Annotated in this window: 18 protein-coding genes; 3 read left to right on the forward strand and 15 right to left on the reverse strand. The window is 57.0% G+C overall.

The features are described 5' to 3' along the window. From RHEC894_RS23275 to RHEC894_RS23340, 14 genes are all read right to left on the reverse strand, one after another. Positions 1–1,269: an adenosylmethionine--8-amino-7-oxononanoate transaminase gene (locus RHEC894_RS23275; protein WP_085739376.1), complete on the reverse strand. Its 1,269-nt coding sequence runs from the start codon at positions 1,267–1,269 to the stop codon at positions 1–3. Continuing rightward, a complete protein-coding gene (gene bioD, locus RHEC894_RS23280; protein ID WP_010066100.1) occupies positions 1,262–1,897 on the reverse strand; it encodes a dethiobiotin synthase in 636 nt (211 codons plus the stop codon). Before bioD ends, RHEC894_RS23275 begins: the two co-directional genes overlap by 8 nt. Then, positions 1,894–3,030 (reverse strand): 8-amino-7-oxononanoate synthase, encoded by a 1,137-nt coding sequence (locus RHEC894_RS23285; protein WP_085739377.1) that lies wholly within the window; start codon positions 3,028–3,030, stop codon positions 1,894–1,896. The genes bioD and RHEC894_RS23285 overlap by 4 nt, the downstream gene beginning before the upstream one ends. Then, on the reverse strand, positions 3,024–4,040 hold the full coding sequence (gene bioB, locus RHEC894_RS23290; RefSeq protein WP_085739378.1) for a biotin synthase BioB: 1,017 nt from the start codon (positions 4,038–4,040) through the stop codon (positions 3,024–3,026). Before bioB ends, RHEC894_RS23285 begins: the two co-directional genes overlap by 7 nt. Positions 4,041–4,074: 34 nt before the next feature. After that, positions 4,075–4,791: a carbonic anhydrase gene (locus RHEC894_RS23295; RefSeq protein ID WP_085739379.1), complete on the reverse strand. Its 717-nt coding sequence runs from the start codon at positions 4,789–4,791 to the stop codon at positions 4,075–4,077. Positions 4,792–4,819: 28 nt separating this feature from the next. Beyond that, the gene (locus RHEC894_RS23300; RefSeq protein WP_085739380.1) at positions 4,820–6,298 is read right to left on the reverse strand and encodes an NAD-dependent succinate-semialdehyde dehydrogenase; all 1,479 of its coding nucleotides are present in this window, start codon (positions 6,296–6,298) and stop codon (positions 4,820–4,822) included. Between the two features lie 565 nt (positions 6,299–6,863). Next, positions 6,864–7,898 (reverse strand): ABC transporter permease, encoded by a 1,035-nt coding sequence (locus tag RHEC894_RS23305; RefSeq protein WP_085739381.1) that lies wholly within the window; start codon positions 7,896–7,898, stop codon positions 6,864–6,866. Between the two features lie 100 nt (positions 7,899–7,998). After that, complete coding sequence (locus RHEC894_RS23310) at positions 7,999–9,507, reverse strand: sugar ABC transporter ATP-binding protein (protein ID WP_085739382.1); 1,509 nt, start codon at positions 9,505–9,507, stop codon at positions 7,999–8,001. A gap of 59 nt (positions 9,508–9,566) precedes the next feature. Further along, positions 9,567–10,643 carry a TMAO reductase system periplasmic protein TorT gene (torT, locus tag RHEC894_RS23315; protein WP_085739383.1) on the reverse strand — a complete coding sequence of 359 codons (1,077 nt, stop codon included), beginning with the start codon at positions 10,641–10,643 and terminating at the stop codon, positions 9,567–9,569. A 29-nt stretch (positions 10,644–10,672) separates the two neighbouring features. Continuing rightward, a complete protein-coding gene (locus tag RHEC894_RS23320) occupies positions 10,673–11,644 on the reverse strand; it encodes a biotin-dependent carboxyltransferase family protein (protein ID WP_085739384.1) in 972 nt (323 codons plus the stop codon). Further along, a complete protein-coding gene (locus RHEC894_RS23325) occupies positions 11,634–12,512 on the reverse strand; it encodes a carboxyltransferase domain-containing protein (RefSeq protein ID WP_085739385.1) in 879 nt (292 codons plus the stop codon). The genes RHEC894_RS23320 and RHEC894_RS23325 overlap by 11 nt, the downstream gene beginning before the upstream one ends. Further along, entirely contained in the window at positions 12,512–13,897 is a 1,386-nt protein-coding gene (locus RHEC894_RS23330; protein WP_085739386.1) for an acetyl-CoA carboxylase biotin carboxylase subunit, read from the reverse strand. The genes RHEC894_RS23325 and RHEC894_RS23330 overlap by 1 nt, the downstream gene beginning before the upstream one ends. Continuing rightward, positions 13,894–14,136 (reverse strand): acetyl-CoA carboxylase, encoded by a 243-nt coding sequence (locus RHEC894_RS23335; RefSeq protein WP_085739387.1) that lies wholly within the window; start codon positions 14,134–14,136, stop codon positions 13,894–13,896. Before RHEC894_RS23335 ends, RHEC894_RS23330 begins: the two co-directional genes overlap by 4 nt. A 17-nt stretch (positions 14,137–14,153) precedes the next feature. Continuing rightward, a complete protein-coding gene (locus RHEC894_RS23340; protein ID WP_085739388.1) occupies positions 14,154–14,933 on the reverse strand; it encodes a 5-oxoprolinase subunit PxpA in 780 nt (259 codons plus the stop codon). Between the two features lie 279 nt (positions 14,934–15,212). On the opposite strand from RHEC894_RS23340, the gene RHEC894_RS23345 reads away from it, so the two are divergent. Further along, the gene (locus RHEC894_RS23345; RefSeq protein WP_085739389.1) at positions 15,213–16,163 is read left to right on the forward strand and encodes a LysR family transcriptional regulator; all 951 of its coding nucleotides are present in this window, start codon (positions 15,213–15,215) and stop codon (positions 16,161–16,163) included. Between the two features lie 203 nt (positions 16,164–16,366). Here RHEC894_RS23345 and RHEC894_RS23350 read toward each other — a convergent pair whose 3' ends face one another. Further along, complete coding sequence (locus RHEC894_RS23350) at positions 16,367–17,437, reverse strand: GntR family transcriptional regulator (protein WP_085739390.1); 1,071 nt, start codon at positions 17,435–17,437, stop codon at positions 16,367–16,369. 506 nt (positions 17,438–17,943) lie between these two features. On the opposite strand from RHEC894_RS23350, the gene RHEC894_RS23355 reads away from it, so the two are divergent. Both RHEC894_RS23355 and RHEC894_RS23360 read left to right on the forward strand, forming a co-directional pair. Continuing rightward, entirely contained in the window at positions 17,944–19,017 is a 1,074-nt protein-coding gene (locus RHEC894_RS23355) for an ABC transporter ATP-binding protein (protein ID WP_085739391.1), read from the forward strand. 59 nt (positions 19,018–19,076) lie between these two features. Next, complete coding sequence (locus RHEC894_RS23360; RefSeq protein WP_085739392.1) at positions 19,077–19,967, forward strand: ABC transporter permease; 891 nt, start codon at positions 19,077–19,079, stop codon at positions 19,965–19,967. Positions 19,968–19,969 lie beyond the last annotated feature (2 nt).

The following is a 19,969-nucleotide window of genomic DNA, read 5'->3' on the forward strand; positions in this document are numbered from 1 at the left end:
CTAGAGTTTTCCTGCAGCAACCAAGGCTGCCGCTTCATCGATGGCATCGTAAGCACGATCAAGCTCATCGGACGTAACGCAATAGGGCGGCATGAGGTAAATCACTTTGCCCAACGGACGAATGAGCAAATCCCTCGCTCTAAAAAATCGTCGTAGTGACGGTCCGACAGCTGCGAGATACCCATCCCCCGAAACCTTCAGATCCATTGCAGCGATCGTGCCGATCTGTCGCACGTTCTCGAACCTGTCATCGTTAGCGAACCGGGCAAGGCTCTTTCTGTGCGAAGAAGTCAGATTGGCGATACGATCCTCCACGGGCTCGGATTGCCAGACCTGGATGTTTCCGACCGCCGCGGCGCAGGCAATTGGATTGGCCGTGTACGAACTCGAATGGAAGAACGTCTTCTTGCGGTCGGACGAGTAATGAGCATCAAACACTTCCGCTTTGCACAACGTCGCCGCCAGCGCGAGAGCGCCGCCCGTGAGCCCTTTCGAGGTGCAAAGGATATCGGGTCGAACGCCTGCGGCGTCGCAAGCAAAAAGGGGGCCAGTTCTCCCCCATCCCGTCATGACCTCGTCGGCGATGACGAGAGTGTCGCTGTTCTCGGCAATTCGCTTCATCTCTGAAAGAACGCGGGACGAATACACCCGCATTCCCCCCGCTCCAAGGACCAACGGCTCGACAAGGACCGCGGCCACATCGCCTTCGCGACAGATCTTTTCCAGAGCGTCGAGGCTATCCTGTTCCGCTCCCGGTTGGGGAAACGGAATCCTCTCGACCTCGAACAAGAGGGGAGTATACGCCAGGTTGAAGACGCCACGCTCCCCCACTGACATCGTGCCGATGGTGTCGCCGTGATAGCTGTGCTCGAGCACGCAAATGCGGTGCCTTGGACGCCCTTGATTATAGTAGAAACCCAGCGCCATCTTCAGTGCGGCCTCGACAGCAGTCGAGCCGCTGTCGGAATAGAAAACGTGCTTCAGGCCTTCCGGAGCCAACTCAATCAACCCTGAGGCCAGCGTCTCCGCCTGTTCATGCGTGAACTCGGCAAAGATCACCTGATCGTGCGTATCGATAGCGGTTTGAATGGCGCGCATGATCTTAGGATGGCGGTGGCCGTGCGTTACGACCCACCAAGACGAGATCGCATCAAGCACGGCGCGCCCATCTTCATCCACAAGATGCGCGCCGTCGGTGCGAACAATCCGGCGCATTGGCGCTTCGAGTGCATGCTGTGTAAATGGATGCCAGATTGTCGATTTAGTCATCGAGTAGTCTCCGGAAATAGCTGACGTCAAAGTTTTGCAGGAAGGCTTGGTCGAGATCGCGTGGCGTCATTGGCTCGACCGTCGGCAACCTACCCAGCCTGACAACGCGACCAAACCTACAAATCGTGGCTTCCGTATCTTCACTGTGAGTGCCGATGAATGCGACGCCTGCGATGGGGATCGCCCTGGTCCGCATAGCCTCGATACTCAGTAGGGTGTGATTTATCGTGCCGAGCTCAGTTCGAGCACAAAGCACGGTCGGCCGTCGCCACCGCGCGAAAATGTCGGCATAGAGCACATCATCGGTCACTGGGACCAGCAGACCGCCTGCGCCTTCAATGACCAGTGGTCCCCCGATATTAGGCACTTCAAGCGCCTCTATATCGATTTCCACGCCGTCGATCCGGGCAGATAGATGCGGAGAAACAGGCGTTTTAAGTTTATATAATTCCGGCAAAACCATGCTCGACGGGACACCCAAATCACTGACGACCTGGCTATCTGTCGGTTCACCTAGACCTGACTGGATGGGTTTCCAATACCGTGCGCCGAGCGCCGTCGTAAGAGCGGCACAGAAGACGGTCTTGCCCATTCCCGTGTCCGTTCCTGTTACAACGAGCGAACTCATGGCTGCCGCTCCATCGCTTCTCGGATAAGGCCGAACAGTGTGGTAACCGCCGTTCTGTCGACCTGTAGCGTTATAGCAACCCGCAAGCGGGCGGTGCCCTCGGGAACAGTCGGCGGACGGATAGCCCTGACGTCGAAGCCGGATGCCTTAATCTGCTCAGCCACTCTCATTGCGTGACCACTGGCGCCGATCTTGATGGGGATGATTTGCGAAGACGTGGCAGCAAACCCTGCCTTGATCGCGGTCGAGTTCGCGAATGTTGCCAAGTCCTGAAGCTTGGTGCGACGCTGCGGTGAATCAGAGACGATCTTAAGCGCCTCTCGCACCGCCGCAGCAGCGAGCGGAGAGGGAGCAGTGGAGTAGATAAAGGAACGAGCCCGGTTCACGAGATATTCGCAAATTGTCCGGCTGGCGCACACGATGGCCCCAGATACCCCAAGGGCTTTCCCACAAGTGTGAAGCACGATGACGTTTTCACGACCTTCCAGGCTAGCCGAAAACCCCCTGCCCCCAGCGCCGTAGATTCCCGTAGCATGTGCCTCATCTATGATGAGGAAAGCCCCTTCGCGATTAGCTATTTCGGCCAGATCGGTCAGAGGAGCCTGGTCACCCTCCATCGAGTAAAGGCTCTCGACTGCGATCCAAACGCGCCCCTTTCCGCCGCTCAGACGCCATCTGCGGATGGCATCGGAAAAGGCGTCGGCGTCATTGTGGGGTACGGAGGTGCTTTGCGCTTTGATCGAAGCAATGCCTTCATGCACACTGGCGTGAACGAGCTCATCGTAAATGACTAGGTCTTCACGGCGTGGAAGCGTGGAGAAGAGCGCGGCATTGGCCGCAAATCCGCTACTCCAATACAACGCCCTATCCGCGCCGAAGAACCTCGCGGCCTCCTGCTCAAGCGCCTCGTGTTCAGGATGGTTGCCACGCAACAGACGTGATCCGCCCGAACCGACCGGAACGCCGCGGTCGATCGCCCAGGAAATTGCGCCTCTCAGGCGGGGACTTGCTGCAAGACCGAGATAATCGTTGGACGTGAAGTCCAATCCAACCTTCGGCGCTAGCTCGCGGTATCGCCCCTTTTTCATGAGGGCTTCGAGCGTCCGGCGCTGTTCGGCCGCCGCTTCTAGCATTGCGCACTCCCGATGCTCGGAGACACGAGCGACATAGGTTTGAGACCAAGCCTTTGTAGAAGCTTGTTATCGTGATCTTCTCCCGGGTTGTCTGCGGTAAGCAGGGTTTCACCGACGAAAATGGAATTCGCCCCAGCTAAGAAGCAAAGCGCTTGTGTTTCATCGCTCATCTCGGTCCGTCCGGCAGACAGGCGAACTGCCGAATTCGGCATCATGATCCTTGCCAGCGCGATCATACGCACGAACTCGATCGGATCGACGCGTCCGGAGTTGGCGAGACGCGAACCAGGGATCGGAATCAACATGTTGATCGGGACGCTTTCAGGCGGAACTGGGAGATTTGCCAAGGTCACCAACATGGAGATGCGATCGTTGACCGACTCTCCTAACCCAAGGATACCGCCCGAACACACCTTGATCCCCGCTTCCCGGACGTTAGCCAACGTCTCCAGTCTGTCTGCAAAGGTCCGCGTCGTGATTACTTTGCTGTAGTACTCTTCCGAGGTGTCGACGTTATGGTTGTAGTAGTCGAGCCCCGCGTGGGAGAGGCGCTCTGACTGCTCCGGCGAGAGCATCCCGAGCGTCATGCATGTTTCCATCCCGAGGGCTTTGACCTCCGTCACCATCGCGACAATCGAATCCATGTCGCGGTCCTTAGGGCTTCTCCATGCCGCCCCCATGCAATATCTCGTTGCTCCCTGCTCGCGCGCTTTGCGAGCCTCATCGACGACCTTCTCGACTTCCATGAGTTTCGTGGCCTTCAGGCCCGTCGGATATTTCGAAGACTGGCTGCAATAGCCGCAGTCTTCAGCACATCCGCCTGTCTTGATCGAGAGCAGACGGCTCATCTGGATGGCATTTGGATCAAAATTCTCCCGATGCGCGGTCTGGGCCTGAAACAGCAAATCCATGAACGGAAGCTCATAAACCTGGCTCGCCTCCTCAAGCGTCCAGACCAAGTTCTCGACCGAAGGCTCAGCGGCCTGGTGAAGATCGGTATTGCAATCCATGCGTACTTCCTCCGACTGAATGTAATTTTCGCGCTCAGATCGCGAACGTTCTTGAGATTTCGATGCCATGACGAAAAGCCTCGCTGTCTGCGCTTTCTGCATGCGGAAGTGCGAGGTCTAGGGGTGAAAACCTACCGCTATGCTCGTCAGCCACCCAAAGCTGTCCCGCGCCGATGTCGAACCAGGTACCGAACAGGCGCAACTCGCCCAGTTCCTCGCGTGCTTTGACGAACGGAAACGAACGGAGGTTTTTCAACGATTGCAGGACAGACTTCCGCTCGGCGACCGACTGTCGCGAGCTGGTTGCTACTGTCGCATTGTCGACGACTTCAGATATGATGGGGCGCAGTATCTCGATCCACTGCCCGATGAAATTGCCGGGCGAGAGCGGTGTGTGTGTGCTCTTCAGCGCCGCTGCGATACCACCGCAGCTGCAATGCCCCATCACTACGATATTTTTTACATCAAGGCATTGGACGGCGAACTCCAACGCTGCGGACGTCGAGTGGTGGCCGTCGTCTGGCTTACAAGGCGGAACGATATTGGCCACGTTGCGCACCACGAACATCTGTCCGGGGCCGCTTCCGAAGACTGTTTCCGGAGCGGCGCGGGAATCACAGCAGGCGATTACCAATGTTGCCGGGAACTGGCCTTTGCTGGCGAGGCTCTCGTAGCGCTCCCGGTGGCGGGGAAACTTCGCGGCGCGAAATCCACGATAGCCTCGTAGCAGCTCTTCGGGAAAGTCTGTCATCTCGTTCTCCTCCTCATCGCAACGGCGTTCACAACCCGCCCATGCAGACGTATTTCATTTCCAAATAGTCATCCGCGCCATGGGACGAACCTTCACGACCGATCCCTGACTGTTTGACGCCACCGAACGGTGCGGCTTCGGACGAAATAAGACCGGTGTTCACACCGACCATCCCGTACTCAAGCGCCTCGGCGACGCGCCAGACGTTCCGCAGGTCTCGTGAGTAGAAGTATGCAGCTAGGCCGAACTCGGTATCGTTGGCCTGCTGGATCACGTCTTCGACGGTCTCGAACCGGAAAAGCGGAGCTACAGGTCCAAACGTTTCCTCACGGGCGACGGTCATACGCCGATCGACATCCTTCAGTATCGTCGGCTCAAAGAAGGTTCCGTTTCCTGGGATGCGTCGACCGCCAGTCACTAGAGTTGCGCCCTTTGACAGAGCGTCAGCGATGTGCGCCTCAACCTTCGTTATCGCGGCCTCTTCGATGAGCGGCCCGATTGTCACTTCGGCGTCAAACCCATTTCCAACGGAAAGGGAGGCGACGCGCCCTGCAAGCTTTTCAGCGAAGTGTTCATACACGCCGGACTGCACGTAGATCCTGTTCGCGCAGACGCATGTTTGACCGGCGTTTCGGTATTTTGACGCCATCGCGCCCTCGACGGCCGCATCGATGTCGGCATCGTCGAACACGATAAATGGAGCATTTCCGCCGAGTTCGAGACTAACTTTCTTGATCTGATCAGAGCACTGCCGCATCAGAATCCGACCGACTTCGGTCGAGCCCGTGAACGAAATCTTCCGGACTTTGGGATTGAAGCAGAGTTCTTTTCCGATTGCCGACCCGTCGATGCCGAGAACGATATTGAACACGCCATTTGGAAAACCTGCCTTCTGAGCTAACACAGCGAGCGCGATAGCGGTCAACGGAGTTTGAGGAGCGGGCTTCGAGACTACCGTGCAGCCGACGGCAAGGGCCGGCGCGACCTTCCTTGCGATCATGGCCGCCGGAAAATTCCAAGGCGTGATGGTGCCTACAACTCCAACTGGCTGCTTGATGACAAGCAAGCGCTTATCCTGCGACGACGCAGGTATCGTCTCTCCGTAGACGCGCTTGGCCTCTTCCGCATACCACTCGACGTAAGACGCAGCATAGAGGATCTCGCCGCGCGCTTCGACAAGTGGCTTCCCCATCTCGGAGGTAAGGATCGCCGCTAGTTCGTCCGCGTTTGCTACGATTAAGTCAAACCACTCCCGAAGCAGTCCCGCGCGCTCTTTCGCGGGGCGTGCCGCCCAGAGTGGCTGGGCCTCGTGAGCAACGTCGATCGCCGCTGCTGTCTCGAGTGCGCCCATATCCGGCAACAATGCCAGTCTTTCTCCCGTGGCGGGGTTCACCACTTCGAATTGTAGGCCGCTCTCGCTGCCAATCCATTTCCCGTTCACATACGCTCGGTCGCGGAGGAGTTCTTGTGAGCCGAGGCGCGCGGTAAGAGCGTCAAAGAATGCCATATCAATTCCTTTTGGGCATAGGTTCCCCGTCGCCGTGAAGTTAATCGCGGCGCCTACGGGTTATTGCTTTTGAGGTCGCCAACGCTCATCGAACGTTGGCGGCGTTCAAGCTACGACACGGATCGAACTGCGGTTCTTCGCAGCGGGCGAAACTTTAAATCTGCTATTGGCCTGTCTCAGGGCGCGCTAGTTCCTCTGTAAGGGAGAAAGTGGCGGCGCTCGGCAGAAGCCGCGTTCTGTTGGCTGATCTTGAAGCCGCTACAGCTAGATAGCGCGCATAGGCATCTGACGCCTGTGCGAGGGACCTGGGAATGTGGAGCTTGCGCTTTGCTGGAGGCTTCATCTTATTAATCCTTCGAGCATGTGTGACTAGCGGGCGATATCCCTCGCCTTGGGAACAAGACCACAATCTTAATCAGGCGGTAGCCCCGCTTTCCAGCCCAGCGAGTGTCGCCGAGCCGGGAGGTGATGAGCGAGCCACCAATCGATCACTCCTTTCTGGGCTTCACCCGGGTCGCAGAAGGCGACTGCGACCCGCAGTCTGCACAGCCAGAAAAAGAGGCCGCTAGCGACGCACGAGCAGCATTCGATAGCGAAGCTGATCGATAATAACCGCGAGTATGAGGAGGCTGCCCAGCAAGACCATTTGCATGTAAGAGCCGATCTGCATCACGTTCATGCCATTCTGGACCAGAACGATGAAAAAGGCACCAAGCACGACGTTTTCCACCCGGCCGATACCCCCGCGAAGAGAGACACCCGCGATGACGCAGGCGGCAATCGACTCGAGGCCGATCGAGCCGCCTAGATTCGTCTCACCGCTTTCAACTCGCGCCGTGAGGAGGATACCCGCCAGGGACGCCAAGAGCGAACACGCCAAGTATGAGAGGAACAGCGTTTTTGCGGTGTTGATGCCGGACAGGTGTGCAGCCTTGATATTTCCGCCAACGGCGTACACTTCGGCGCCGATGCGCAGCCTATTCATGACGATCCACATAACCGCGATAGCCACAAGCGCAATCAACACGGGAACAGGAACCCCGAATACTCGTCCAAAACCGAAAAAGTCGGCAAACTCGAACGGGAGGTTTCCGATTGGTACGCCACCCGTGATGAACAACGCTATTCCAGCGCCTACGGACTGGACACCCAGTGTCATGATAAACGGGGAGACGCCGAAAACGGAAATCCCGAGGCCGTTAAGCAGACCAACGACCGCCGCTGCACAGAACCCCGCGCAAAGCCCTAGTGCGATAACGAGCCATACACTGTCCGGGAAAACCGCGACGGCCGCAACCATTGTGGAGGCCGATACCACGGACGTGAGTGCTATAGCCGTACCTACGGAAAGGTCAAAACCTCCCGTAACGAGCACTAGCATTTGCCCCAGTGATACGAGCACCAGATAGACAGACTGACGCGCAACGTTAGTGAGGTTCTGAACTGTGAGGAACTGGGCCGACGCGAAGGAAAATATCACGATCGCGGCAACTAGAAAGAAAGGCAAAACGCCAGCCCGCAGGAACAAACTTCTAAGTGGTGCAAGTAGCGAAGGCGCGGGCGCTTCATCCGCTTTTATTGGTTCAACCTTGTAGCCCATTGTGGCTCCCCTTTTCATTGTAGGCATGTTTCGATGAGCGAATGTCCGAGTTCTCTGCTAAGGCGCGCCCGATGTTCCGTGTTATAACGCCGGATAGGCCTTACGCGGCATCATGCTTGAAGAAGGCGTTGAGCACATGGCTTTCGACGATGTGCTCGCCTTCGAATTCGGCGGTGATCTTGCCGTTGGCGAAGACGACTAGGCGATGGGCGAGATGCATTGCCTCGGGCAGGTCCGAAGAGATGATCACCACGGCCTTTCCGGCTTCCGCCAGTTCCTTGATAAGGCGGTACAGCGCGGCGCGCGTGCCCATGTCGACGCCAACCGTCGGTTCGTCGAAGATATAGACTTGATAGTCCTGGCCGAAGCCTTTGCCGAACAGCGCCTTCTGCTGGTTGCCGCCCGACAGGTTGGCGATTGGCCTTTCCATATAGGCGTCCGTCAAGTCGACCTTGCGGCCGATACCGGACGAAAGAACATTCTGGCGCTTCTTGGAGATGCCGAAGGGTGTCGTGACCTCGTCGCGGAAGAGAAGGCCGAGGTTGATGTTGTTGCGCGCCGTCGCGCTCAACATCAACCCCTCGTTCTTGCGATCCGGTGGTAGGTAGAACACGCCGTTGCGCAGGAACCGGCGGGTGGGTTCACCTGAGAAGTCTCCTCCGTTCAATTCGACCTTGCCCGTGTAGGTAGAGGCAAGACCCAGGGCGGCGCGGAAGGCGCGCGACTTGCCGCTACCCACCAGTCCAGCGACCCCGAGGATTTCGCCCCCTCTGACGTCGATGTCGACACCGTTGACACCGGCAGCCCTGAGGTTGCGGATCGACATAACGGTCTTCGGCTGCGCCGCGCGCGCGATGGTCGGATAGATTTGTCCGATGGCGCGGCCGGTCATCATCTCGATGAGCTTCTCGGCCGTCGTGTCGCCCATCGCCACGGTCCCGATGAGCTTGCCGTCACGCAGCACCGTGACGCGATCGGCGATGACCGAGAACTCCTGGATGCGGTGAGAGATGTAGACGACACCCACGCCCCTCGCTTTCGCTTCGTTGATGATGCGGAACAGCGTTTCGGTCTCGCGCTCGGTCAACGACGCAGTTGGCTCGTCGAGGATGAGGACGCGAGCGTTCGAATGGATAGCCTTCGCGATCTCTGTCATCTGCTGTTCAGCGCGCGACAGCGACACGACGGAGGCTTTTACGTCGATGTTGAAGCCGAGGTCCTCGAACAGCTTGCGTGCGTCGCGATCCATGCGACTGCGGTCAATGAAGGGTCCGATCATCGGCTCGTTGCCGAGGAAGATGTTCTTGGCGACGCTCAGCGTCGGCACCAGGGAAAACTCCTGGAATACGGCGGAGACACCGCTCCTCTTCGCATCCGCGACGGAAGAGAAAGCCAAGTCCTGCCCGGCCAGTTTTACGCTTCCGGAGGTCTGCGGGTAGACACCAGAGAGGATCGAGATCAACGTGGACTTGCCAGCGCCGTTCTCGCCGAACAGAACGTGGACCTCGCCCGGCAAGAGGTTAAAATTGACGCCGTCGAGTGCCGTCACCCCCGGAAACGTCCGCGTGACGTGCTTCATCTCGACTAAAGGCGATACCGATACGTTCATGGCCATTCCTCCTTGCGAGCTCCGGCAGGATTTGCCGGAGCGCCCTTTACGTTCAAAGCTCAGTCCACGTTAAACTGCGGCTTGAAACCATCAGGTGGGAGGATGGTATCTTTACGGACCTGAGAGATGTTGCTCGAGTCCACAACAAAGATCTTGGGTCCGACGTGCTTGACTAGCTCTTTTTTCTCCAGAGCTCGCACCGCTTGGTCTACGGCAACGCGCCCCTGGATGACCATGGAGTCCGCCGGAGAGGCTGCAATCAGGCCGCGTTTAATGCCTTCGAAGACTCCCGGAGTCATGTAGAAGGAAAGGAGTTCGACTTGCCCCTTGAGGCCACGCTCACGAATAAGGCCCTGAGCAGCTTCCGCGGTGACCGCCGTGCCAGCGATGTATTTGACATCCGGCTCCGCCTGAAGAACGTCTTCAACGAGTTTCAGCTGCACCTCCTTGCCCGTGTCCCCAAATTTAGGATCCAGAATCTGCAGCGAGGAGCCCTTTACCGCTTCGAGGAAGCCCTTGTTGGCAGCTTCAACCCACCCAGCGCCTGCCGGGCCAGGGAACCAGCCGACTTTCACTGGATCCCCGCCAGCGGGGTGTTTCTTTGCAAGGTAGGAACCGGTCTCATACCCCATGGTGTAGAAGGATACGAGCGACTTAGCGGTCACGTTGGGAGAGGAGATCCCGTTGATGACGTCGATGACCGGAATGCCTTTTTTGGTGATTTCATTGACGAGATTGTTGAGGCCGTCGAACGAGATCGCGCCGATGACGACCGCTTGAGCACCGCCCGCTACGCAGTCCTCGATCTGCGAAATCTGCTTTGCCAGTTCGGTGTAGCCGCCTGCCTCAACGACGTTCAGCTTGATACCGAGGTCCTTGGCTTGCTCGACGACGCCATAGTCGACGCCGAGCCAATAGGCGTCCTTCATGTGCGGGAAGGAAACGCAGACGTTCCAAGCCTTCTCCGCCTTTTCCAGCGGAATATAGTCAACGTCGACGGACTTGCCGTCAGCGGCAAAAGCAGGCTCGATCTTTTGGGCCAGGTACGGGTACCATGTATCGGCATGCGCGGCGGAAGCCAGACCTATGATGGCTGCGGTGCAGGCAGCAAGATGCATTCCCAGTTTGCTAGGCATTTTAGTTCCCTTTTTGATTGGTGTGGGTTTCAGTTAAAGCTTGATCGGAGTCGATCGAGCAGTGCCGCGCGGTCCTTACGAGCGGCGAGGGCTTGCTCCATATTCACTTCGACAAACCGTGTGGGGGTATGAGGCTGCATTTGGGCGATTAGGTCCATGTCGGCAGAAATAACGGTTCCGACCATGAAGTACCCACCGCCCGAAACGGCGTCACGGTGGAGAATGATCGGCTCCGTCCCGCTGGGAATTTGGATTGAACCGTAGGGATAGCAGCTATCAACGATGTTCGACGGATCAGACCCGGCACCGAAAGACTGCTTACGATCGACAAACTCGACCTTCCGACCGCCTTTGAAGCGGTAGCCCATCCGATCGGCTTCGGGCGCGACCTTCCAGGTATCGGCGAAGAAGTTTTCCTTTGCCGCGTCAGTGAGACGGTCCCAGTACAGTCCCGGCAGTACACGGAGTTCGGCGGGCGAAGACAGTTTACGCCGCAGGCTCTCCGCCACCGAACGCCCTTCCATTGCGAAAGAGCCGCTGCCCACTGGCAGTTCGTCACCTGGAGCGAGCGCTCTACCCTTGTAACCACCCAAGGCACCGATCGGGTAGGTAGATCGGCTGCCCAAGGCGACAGGGACGTCGATGCCGCCTACAACAGCGATGTAGATGCGCGCACCTGCCTTGAGAAAGTCGAAGGAGAGAACCTGGCCTGCCTTGATTCTGAACGAAGTCCAGCCCGGAACCACTTCGCCATCGACTTTAGCGGGCATGTCGCCTCCGGTGACCGCAACGAGAGCGTCTTCCGTGAACTCCAGTTTAGGGCCCATGAACACCGCTTCCAAGCCCGCGGCTCCCTCGTCGTTTCCTACGAGGAGGTTGGCCGCGCGCATTGCATAGCGATCCATAGCGCCACCCATCGGGATTCCAAGATGGAAATATCCGGGACGCCCCATGTCCTGGACGCTAGTCGCAACACCATGATGAATAACCTTAATGGCCATGGAGAAGTCCCTCCAACGTCTTGTTGTATCCGTCGATGTCTTTCTGAAACTCACGAAGGTCGAAACTCACGTCGCGGCTCTTGGGCGAGAAGCGACCGTTGTCGACCTCATCCACCGTCTTCTCATACTCCTCCCGGTCGATCGGCTTGAACTTAACAATGTCACCCGGCCGGAAGAACACCATGAACTCACGGAGATAGCTCGTCGTCTGCGAGGCATCGAAGATCGGCATGGGAGTGATGCCGAACATCTGATAACCGCCGGCACCGCGAACCGAGTAAATTGCCCCAAAACAACCACCATGGCCGACAGTCAGACGAGGCGTGTCGGTTCGAGGCCGCAGGTACTTCGGAACCTCGATCTGACGCTGCCGCTCGACCATCTGGTACATAAACGGAAGTCCCGCAACAAAGCCGACCATGGAAACGAACCAGGGCGAGCCGTGATGCGCGGCGATAAAGCCCTCCACGTCGGAATAGCCGTTGATCTTGGCGGCATAGTCTAGATCCGTGCCTTCTGGCTCCTGGTGGCGTTCGCGGAACCGCATAAGCGTTTCGTGCGTCCAGGGATCGTTGTAGAACACGGGGATCTCGACGATGCGAGTCCTCAAGACTGGCTCGGCTTTTTCGGCCGCCCCTTCGATTTTCTGCACTTCCCTGAGGATATCGTCCGGCTTGATAATATCCGGATTGAACTTCACCTGGAACGAAGCGTTCGCAGGGCATATTTCGGTGACGCCATTGATCTTGCTTTCCCGCACGCCTGTCGCCATCGACAGGCTCTTGAAGAAGGCTTCGAGCGACATCTCTTCGCTGCATTCGACGAACAAGTGCTCATCTCCGCCGAAAGTGTATCGAGCCGATGTCATCACGCGACCTCCGGTCTAACTTTATCCTTGCAGGCGAAATCGGTATCGAGCCAGCCTTCCAGGAAACGGGTATGAAATGCGCCGGTTTGTACCGCTGCCGACTGTGCAAGCGCCTGATGCAACGGAACCGTCGTTGGCACACCTTCGATCTTCAGACCGTCTAATGCATGGCGCAGACGCTTGAGGCACTCGGACCTCGTTTCGCCCCACACAATTAGCTTGCCAAGGAGCGAGTCATAAAAGGGCGGAATCGTGTACCCCTCGTATAGCATTGTATCGAAGCGGACGCCTTCTTGCTCCGGGACCTCCAAGCGGGAAATGGTTCCCGGGGATGGCGCGAAGTCCTTGAGTGGGTCTTCGGCGTTGATGCGGCATTCAATTGCGTGCCCGTGCGGGCGGATATCGTCCTGCGTTACAGATAACTTGGCCCCGCCCGCAACCTTGAGCATTTCCTGCACAAGGTCGAATCCGGTGATCATTTCCGTAACGGGATGCTCGACCTGGATGCGGGTGTTGACCTCAATGAAGTAAAACTCTCGCGTACTATCATCATAGAGGTACTCGACGGTTCCTGCGCCTTTGTATTTCACCTCGCGAGCCAGCGCCACGGCGCTTTCGCATAGCTTTTGACGAACCACCTGAGGCAGTTGGAAAGCCGGAGCCTCTTCCCAAACCTTTTGACGGCGTCGCTGCAGCGAGCATTCCCGCTCGTAGAAGTGGACGAAGTTCTCACCATCACCGAAGATTTGAACTTCGACGTGGCGCGCCTTCGTGATGACCTTTTCCATATATAGGCCGCCGTCACCGAATGCGGCAGCCGCCTCGGCTGATGCAAGGGGAAACTGCTTGTCCAGTTCGGCAAGGCTATCCACGATGCGAATGCCGCGACCGCCGCCGCCTGCGGCTGCCTTGATCATGACGGGAAAACCGGTCCGCGCAGCGATTTCATGCGCTTGCGTGAGATCTGCGACGCGTCCTCCGCTACCCGGAACGGTAGGCACTCCGGCGCGAGCGGCGACTTCACGGGCTGCCACCTTGTCCCCGAGGAGGCGGATTGCGTCTCCACTCGGTCCGACGAAGATCATGCCGGCGGCAACGACCGCGTCGGCGAAGTCACCGTTTTCGGACAAAAAACCATATCCGGGGTGTATGGCGTCAACTCCAGCCGCCTTCGCCGCGGAAATGACAGCTTCGATATTCAGATAGGACTTCTTCGGCGCGGGTGAACCGATGTTAACGGCTTCGTCGGCCAGTTTCACAGCGAGCATGTCCACGTCAGCCGCAGAGTGTACCTGGACAGTGCGAACCCCCAGGCTCTGTGCGGCCTTTATGATCCGAACCGCGATCTCGCCGCGGTTGGCCACCAAAACGGACTTGATTGTCATCCCTCGACCTCCGCAATGACTTGGCCCGCCATGACGGGCTCTTCATTGTCGCAGAGGAAGACGATATTCTTCCCCGAGACCCCGGCAGTAATCTCATGGAATGTCTTCATGACTTCGATCACGCCCACGACATCACTTTCTGAAACGGCGTCACCATCGGCCTTGAACGGAGCGGCATCCGGCGAAGAGGTGCGGTAGAAAGTACCCGGAAGCGGTGACCTGATTTCGAGCTTGCTCATAAAGTTCCCCTTTTTTTTTACTGAATTACCGCCGCCTGGACGGCCGGCGTGATTTGGATCCCGGCCGAGATGAGAGCGTCTCTCATTTCCTTGACAATGTCCAAGGCTCCGAGTGTGTCCGAATGGAAGCAAATGGACTCGAATTCGATATCGATATCGCTGCCCCTGACGGTTCTGACCCTACCCTCGACGCAAGCACGCAAGACCTTCTGAGCAATCGCCTTGGGGTCCGGTCGACCGACATCCCGAGCGAAGACGATCGATCCGCTTTCATCGTAGTCACGATCTGCATAGAATTCGCGGACTACGGGATGGCCAAGGAATTTCGCTGTCTTATAGGTAGCCGAAATTCCCATGCAGAACACCGGGACATTTGGGGCCGCAACACGCATATACTGAATGAAAGCGTCGGATAGTTCAGCGTTCGCTGCTAGCTCCATGTAGAGAGCGCCATGCGGTTTGACATGGTTGATGCTCGTGCCGTTTCGGCGGCAGAATTCACGAACAGCGCCAACCTGATAAATGATATCGTTGACAAGCTCTTTATTGCTTCCAGAGATTTTGCGACGACCAAAACCCTGGAGGTCGTTATAGCCAGGATGCGCACCGACTGCCACGCCGTGCTCCGTAGCGAGCTTGACAGTGTCGTCGATCAGGTTCGGGTCGCCTGCGTGAAAGCCTGCAGCAATGTTTGCCGAGCTGATGTGAGGGATTAGATGGCTGTCGGTGGTGTCACCGATCCTCCAGCGGCCAAAGGCCTCTCCCATATCGCAATTGATATCAACGGAATTTTTCAAAGTAATATTCCTCTTCGGGGCCGCGCCCCTCTCTCCTAAGGTTTTGGCTCGCAAGGCAGATAATACGCCACGTGCCTATCCTTGAAAAATAGATTTTTCTGAGATAAGGAATCGGAAAATCAGATATTGCAGATCGCCGCAGGGCTTTTTGTAATATTCTGTTGATTCAACTAGATATCAATATCGATTGGTTTCCGTGGGCGTATAGCGGTAGTTTGTGCGCGCAAATATCTGATTTTTGCGACGCAAAATGTGAAAAACTGAGTAGGGGAGAACGGCATGGCGCTTAGTATTCGTCAGCTAAAATACTTCATAGCGACGGCAGAGTACGGCCAAGTCTCCCAAGCCGCTGTCAATCAAAACATCTCTCAGTCGGCGATAACAGCGGCTATAAAGGATCTCGAGAGTAGCGTCGGTGTCCCGTTGTTCAGCCGCACGACACAGGGAATGGAGCTTACGGCGTCGGGCCGCCAGTTTCTGTCACACGCCTACGAGATTCTATCTAAGATCGACGAGGCGATGCATCTCAATTTCATCGATAGCGATATTCAGGGCGAACTCGTGGTGGCAGCGACTTACACTGTTATCGGCTACTTCCTCCCGCTGCATATCGAGCGCATGCGAAGGCTATTCCCGAAGATTCGAGTTCAACTGTACGAGATGAATCGCGACGCGATCGAAGAGGGCCTGCTTACCAACCGATACGACATGTCGGTTCTTTTGACGTCAAACATTATGAACCCGCTCATAACAACGGAGACGCTCGTTGGCTCCGTGCGGCGTCTCTGGGTACCCGCTCAACATCACCTGTTGAAATACGATGCCGTCGGCCTCCAAGAGGTCGCCCAAGAACCCTACATCATGCTTACGGTTGACGAAGCCGCCCAATCTGCGCTGAAGTATTGGAGCAAAACTCCTTATCAGCCTAACGTAATCTTGCGAACATCGTCGGTGGAGGCAGTTCGATCCATGGTCGCCAACAATCAAGGCGTCGCAATTCTTTCCGATATGGTCCACAGGCCATGGTCTCTCGAGGGACGCCGGATCGAAACTATCACGGTACAAGATCAGATCCCAGCGATGGATATCGGTCTGGGCTGGCGCGCTGGACGTGCTCTTACTCCTGCAATGCAAGCATTCCGTAGCTATTTTCAACAGGCGTTCGGAACTCCAGGAGCGCCCTCTACGAAACCTGCACGCTCAAGCCCGTCGCTCGGTGGGAGCGACTGACTGCGTTTGCATGGGTCGGCATCAAGATTTCCGATAATCAACGCGGTGGGGGCGAGCACGTTCTAAGAAGCGGTCAATGTAGTCGCTTGTCTTTGCCCTTAAGCACCGCGATCTCTTCGAGGGTCCTACCTTTGACAAACCTACCGAATGCACGCCCTTTCAAACGGCGAAAGCATCCGCTTGTTCATAGGATCTTGTGTTGCCTAACTGTGGTGTGGATCAGTGTCCGGGCCGGATAGTCGGCCAGGTACTGGATTCGCAGTAACATCACCCAGCCGTGTCAGGTAATCGGCTGTCGCGGTCGGCGTGGGTAGCACCGCGACGATTTTCAACTGTGCTATCATCCTCTTCATCGAAGCGTCGAGGTGGGCCTCCAGCATTGCAGCAGCCGCGGCGACGGCGCCGCGCATGAGAAGCTCTACGACGAGCCGCATCTCGGTGATCGTGGTCGGATCGTCCGGCAGTCCAAGATGACGGAGCAATCGTTCCGCCGCTGTCACTGGCAGTAGATTGTTGCGAATGAGTTCGCGCATACGTTCATGCGGCGTCGCGAGTACGCAAAGGTCAATCATCTGCCTTTGCAGTTCTTCGAGTTTGTCGGAGTGGCCCTCCTGCGCTGTCGCCTCCAGATTTGTCATGCGCACGAAGAGCTCACAAATTTTAGCGTTCGAGATGTGAGCGGCTCCGGCGATAAGGGCAGAAGGCTCCAACATTCGCCGCAGACTGAAATGATCCTTGATTGACTGCGCAGTCAGCGGTCCAGCGATCCAATGCGAACTCTGGTTTTTACGGACCAGACCGCGTTCCTGCAAGCGGCTCAGCACATCTCGGACAACCGTACGGCTCACCTTGAAATGATCGGCCAGTTCAATCTCCACTATTCTATAGAGACCAAACACGACACATCCGGCAACATCGTGTTCCACGGTGTTGTATATGCGTTCCCACGAGGATCGGCTTTGCAACGCCTCGTCTACATGTTGCGGAATAATGAGGCCGAGCGCTTTGATATCGCTGCGATTGGGCGCAACCCCCATGTCCTGTGATCCCACGAGAAAGCCGCGGCCGTTGAAGCGGTGGACCAGTTTGTCCGCCTCAAGCTTGGCAAGCGCCCGTTGAACAGGCGCCCGGGAGATTTGCAGGATTTCCGCAATCGGCCCTTCGAGCAGCACAAAGCCTGTCGGCAGACGACCACCTTCGATGTTCTCGCGGAGGAAGTGCTCGGCTATCTCGTAGCGGCGATGGGTTTTTTGCTCTGGTGGAATACGAATCATAAATGGAAGTCCTGAGGCCACACTGACCACCCTAATCAAATTTGCGAGATACAACTATGCCATAAGAAAACGTCTTTTGCATACAAACTTTCGAAATGCAGATGGCGCGCGCCCCGCGCCGTCCGCCTCGGACACGCGAACTCAAAAGTGCCTGAGCTTTTTGGTTTTTTGCTTTTCCGACGAACTACCGAGGTGCTCGGCGTTGCCCGGCAATTATCCCCCAAATCCCGAAGGGAGCCGCGATCGGGGTAATGTGCCCGTGCTCTGAAGAAGGCTTCCATTCCGGCCTACGCACATTTTCTAAAAAGCCTATTGAATACAAAAATCATTTATGTCATCTTGAATATCAAGAGGCGCGGTCAAGAAGCGCCCAATGGGTGAACGCTAAAACTTTGATCCGCTGTCCCTATCCTTGCTGCGCCTGGCCCAAGGCGCGAACGACTCCGCTTGCCCGCACGGGCAGTATGGAGGGCGAGGATCGCCGCGGTTCCGTATTGGAGAGGTCCGTGTCTTCTGTCCTTACCCTGACAAAGGTTGTGAAAACCTATGGCGACACAGTTGCGCTAAATTCCGTCGATCTGCGCCTGCCGAACGACAGCTACGTGTCTCTCCTCGGCCCCTCCGGGTCGGGCAAGACGACCTTGCTGCGCGTGATCGCCGGATTTGAGCTACCGGAAAGCGGCAGCATCCATTTCTTGGGAAAAGATGTGGGTACTGCGCCTCCACATGAGCGCGACATCGGCTTCGTTTTCCAAAACTTCGCGCTGTTCCCCCATATGACAGTGAGGGACAATATTGGCTTCGGGCTGGTCAATCGTCTGAATAATCCGGTTACCGACACCAATGTTGCGCAGCGAAAAGTTCGAGAGATCATCGCGTTGGTCGGCCTGACCGGCCTTGAAGATCGTGCGGTAACGCAGATTTCAGGCGGCCAGAAACAGCGTGTTGCACTTGCGCGTACTCTGATCACCGAGCCTAAGATGGTGTTGCTTGACGAGCCGCTGGGTGCGCTGGACGCAAATCTCCGCTCACGCATGCGCACCGAACTCAAAGCTATCCGCGAGCGTTGCGGCGTCACATTTCTCCATGTCACCGGCAGCGAGACTGAAGCCCTGGCGATGGGCGATATCGTTCTTGTCCTAGACGATAAGCGGATCGTCCAGCAGGGCGATGCGGACATGATCTACAATCAACCCAACTCCCCCGCTGTGGCGCGCTTCCTCAACTGTTACAACCTTTTCCCGGGGCAGCTGGAAGGCGAGAGCTTCGCCAGCGGCGTCGGCAAACTGGCCGTTTCGGGCGCTGTGCACCGGTCTTCTACGCCTGGCTATGCAATCCGTTACGACCGCATCGCCATTAAGCCTATCTCGACAACCGCTGCGGACGACGAGGTCAAGGTCGAGGGCACGTTCGTCGCCAGTGAATACACGGGATCCTCGATCACGTCGTTTTTCAGTCTTGACGATGGAAAGATCTTCGAAGTCGAGACGCATCTCAGCCATTCTGCGCCAAAAATATACGAGCCGCAGGGTCGTTACAACCTCGTGTGGAAGCGGAAGGATGCGCTTGTCTATGCCTGACCGACCGCCGCGCCAGCCTGCATGCTGGTTGCACTCACTATAACCGAAAGCCGAGAACGATGGCCGTGATTTCCTACACAACCCCTCTGAGCGTTCCTGCCGCTCGCGTCTCCCGCAGAGAACTTTGGCTGCTTGCGCCAGGCGTCATCTGGATGATGCTGTTCCTTGTCTTGCCAATCCTCATGATGGTCTACGTATCCTTCTGGACGCAGACAACGTTCAAGATTGAGCCGACGCTCACCTTGAAGAGCTGGGCCACGTTTTTTACAAGCGAAACATATTTGAGTGCACTCTGGACGACGATACGCATCTGGCTCACCGTGCTGGTAGCGACCATCGTGGTGGGCTACCCTGCTGCGCTCTTCGTCGGTCTTTTCGTGAAGAACAAGACACTGTCCACTGGCTTGCTGGTCTTGTGCGTCATTCCCTTCTGGACCTCGTTCCTCATCCGGGTCCTCGCCTGGCGGCCAATGCTTGGCAAGGAAGGCGCCATCAACATGATCCTCATGAAGATTGGCATCGTGCAGCACCCGATCGAGGTTCTGTTGTTTTCCGAACTGTCGGTGATCATCGGCATGACGCAGATCTACTGCGTCTTCATGGTCGGGCCGATCGCCTTCATGCTCGGCCGTATCGATCCATCGGTGATCGAGGCCGCGCAGGATCTCGGCGCGAGCTTCGGCCGCATCTTCCGCACGATCATCCTGCCGCTCTCCATGCCGGGCGTGGTCGTGGGTAGCATCTTCGTCTCGGTCATGGTTCTCGGCGAATTCGCAACTTCTGCCGCACTATCGGGCCGCAAGGTCAACCTGCTCGGCAATATCATCGTCACCCAGGTCGGCTCGCTGAAATGGGCTTTTGCGGCGGTCGCCGGCGTGGTGCTGACGATCATCATGGGGGCGGTCGTTGCAGCCCTCCTCCGGGTTGTCGACCTCAGGAAGGAGCTTTGATC

Source organism: Rhizobium sp. CIAT894 (assembly GCF_000172795.2).
Taxonomy (GTDB): domain Bacteria; phylum Pseudomonadota; class Alphaproteobacteria; order Rhizobiales; family Rhizobiaceae; genus Rhizobium.

Excerpts from the sequence above, each read along its gene's own strand:
- bioD (WP_010066100.1), bottom strand. The coding sequence starts at position 1,897 with ATGAGTTCGCTCGTTGTAACAGGAACGGACACGGGAATGGGCAAGACC.
- RHEC894_RS23305 (WP_085739381.1), bottom strand. The coding sequence starts at position 7,898 with ATGGGCTACAAGGTTGAACCAATAAAAGCGGATGAAGCGCCCGCGCCT.
- RHEC894_RS23275 (WP_085739376.1), bottom strand. The coding sequence starts at position 1,269 with ATGACTAAATCGACAATCTGGCATCCATTTACACAGCATGCACTCGAA.
- RHEC894_RS23345 (WP_085739389.1), top strand. The coding sequence starts at position 15,213 with ATGGCGCTTAGTATTCGTCAGCTAAAATACTTCATAGCGACGGCAGAG.
- RHEC894_RS23285 (WP_085739377.1), bottom strand. The coding sequence starts at position 3,030 with ATGCTAGAAGCGGCGGCCGAACAGCGCCGGACGCTCGAAGCCCTCATG.
- RHEC894_RS23350 (WP_085739390.1), bottom strand. The coding sequence starts at position 17,437 with ATGATTCGTATTCCACCAGAGCAAAAAACCCATCGCCGCTACGAGATA.
- torT (WP_085739383.1), bottom strand. The coding sequence starts at position 10,643 with ATGCCTAGCAAACTGGGAATGCATCTTGCTGCCTGCACCGCAGCCATC.
- RHEC894_RS23310 (WP_085739382.1), bottom strand. The coding sequence starts at position 9,507 with ATGAACGTATCGGTATCGCCTTTAGTCGAGATGAAGCACGTCACGCGG.
- RHEC894_RS23330 (WP_085739386.1), bottom strand. The coding sequence starts at position 13,897 with ATGACAATCAAGTCCGTTTTGGTGGCCAACCGCGGCGAGATCGCGGTT.
- RHEC894_RS23360 (WP_085739392.1), top strand. The coding sequence starts at position 19,077 with ATGGCCGTGATTTCCTACACAACCCCTCTGAGCGTTCCTGCCGCTCGC.
- bioB (WP_085739378.1), bottom strand. The coding sequence starts at position 4,040 with ATGGATTGCAATACCGATCTTCACCAGGCCGCTGAGCCTTCGGTCGAG.
- RHEC894_RS23335 (WP_085739387.1), bottom strand. The coding sequence starts at position 14,136 with ATGAGCAAGCTCGAAATCAGGTCACCGCTTCCGGGTACTTTCTACCGC.
- RHEC894_RS23295 (WP_085739379.1), bottom strand. The coding sequence starts at position 4,791 with ATGACAGACTTTCCCGAAGAGCTGCTACGAGGCTATCGTGGATTTCGC.
- RHEC894_RS23320 (WP_085739384.1), bottom strand. The coding sequence starts at position 11,644 with ATGGCCATTAAGGTTATTCATCATGGTGTTGCGACTAGCGTCCAGGAC.
- RHEC894_RS23325 (WP_085739385.1), bottom strand. The coding sequence starts at position 12,512 with ATGACATCGGCTCGATACACTTTCGGCGGAGATGAGCACTTGTTCGTC.
- RHEC894_RS23300 (WP_085739380.1), bottom strand. The coding sequence starts at position 6,298 with ATGGCATTCTTTGACGCTCTTACCGCGCGCCTCGGCTCACAAGAACTC.